Genomic DNA, 1,351 nt, shown 5'->3' with positions numbered 1-1,351 from the left:
TGGATGTAAGCTGATTCCTGAGACAACTTTTAAGAGAGCGTATAATGAATAAATCGTCTCTCAAAAGGAAGGAATTTTTACATGCCAACTCGTTACGACAAAGAATTCAAACAAAACATCATCAACCTATATAAACAAGGCGAATCAGCCGCCCAACTGGCCAGAGAATATGGCATTGGCTATTCAACCGTTCATAAGTGGATCCAGGGCCAAGCTAAAACTCAATCCGGTAAATCGCCAGACGAAATTAAAGCGATGGAAAAGCGGCTGGCTTCCCTGTCTGAGGAGAACGAAATCCTAAAAAAAGCCCTGGGCTTCCTTGCGCAGAAGTAACCAATATTTTTGATTATATTCACCAAGAAAGCCATCACCACCAGGTAACTAAGATGTGCCGAATCCTCGGTGTTTCCAGAGCTCACTATTATCGTTATCGATCCCCAAAGCCTTCAAAACGCCGGACCGAAGATGAGGACTTAAAACAACGGATTCTGCGGATCTTTGCGGAATTCAAGCAGCGATACGGCGTTATGAAGATCCACCATGAATTGAATCTGGAACTTCAACCACTGCAGCGTCGGTGCAGCCCAAGACGGATTTCCCGGCTCATGAAGGAACTGGATATCCACTCCGTTACCGTCAATAAATGGAAAGCGGCTTCGGCTTCCAAAACCAAGGTTGAACAGCGTCCCAACTTGCTTAAGCAGGATTTCTCGACCACTGGTTTAAATCAAAAATGGACCGCTGATATGACCTATATTCAAACGAAGCGTAATGGCTGGTGTTACTTATCAACCATCATGGATCTGCACTCAAGACGAATTATCGGCTATTCATTCTCAAAAAAGATGGCTACTGATTTAGTCTTAAAGACCCTGGAAAGCGCGGTTAAAAATCGAACCATTACTGGGGACCTGATTATCCACACAGACTTAGGATCACAGTACACCAGCGATGATTACAACCAACGGTTAACAGAACTACATATCCGCCACTCTTACAGCCGTAAGGGATGTCCATACGATAATGCACCAATGGAATCTTTTCATGCTTCCCTCAAAAAGGAATGTGTTTATCCAGTGCCGGTCTTTGAGAATTATGAAACTGCCGCTGCTGTCCTTTTTGAATATGTGCATGCTTTCTACAATAGGAAGAGAATTCATAGTTCACTGGGCTACCAGACCCCCTTACAAGTTGAAATCGCAACACTTACGAGCCAAATGGCCGCCTGATTTAATGCTTTCCATGGTTCAAATAAGTTATTAATCACGATTAATGATTTATTTGAGCTGTGGAAGGTAAACGCGGTTCTGAATGTCTCTTAAAACCTGTCTCAAATATTGACTTCAATCCA

At 43.2% G+C, this 1,351-nt stretch carries 2 protein-coding genes; both read left to right on the top strand.

Annotated elements, in window-relative coordinates; all coding sequences use genetic code 11:
* The first annotated feature begins 81 nt into the window (after window positions 1-81).
* Window positions 82-333 carry an IS3 family transposase gene (locus ACYVQZ_RS09980; RefSeq protein ID WP_002816285.1) on the top strand — a complete coding sequence of 84 codons (252 nt, stop codon included), beginning with the start codon at window positions 82-84 and terminating at the stop codon, window positions 331-333.
* 5 nt (window positions 334-338) lie between these two features.
* Entirely contained in the window at window positions 339-1,229 is an 891-nt protein-coding gene (locus ACYVQZ_RS09975) for an IS3 family transposase (RefSeq protein WP_100255595.1), read from the top strand.
* Window positions 1,230-1,351: the final 122 nt, after the last annotated feature.

The sequence above is a fragment of the Paucilactobacillus salsurae genome (assembly GCF_054784995.1).
Note: the sequence above shows the minus strand (reverse complement) of the source record. Positions and strands in the feature narration are given on the sequence as shown.

What these genes read in the sequence shown, in the direction of transcription:
- ACYVQZ_RS09980 (WP_002816285.1), top strand. Translation starts at nt 82, where the DNA reads ATGCCAACTCGTTACGACAAAGAATTCAAACAAAACATCATCAACCTA.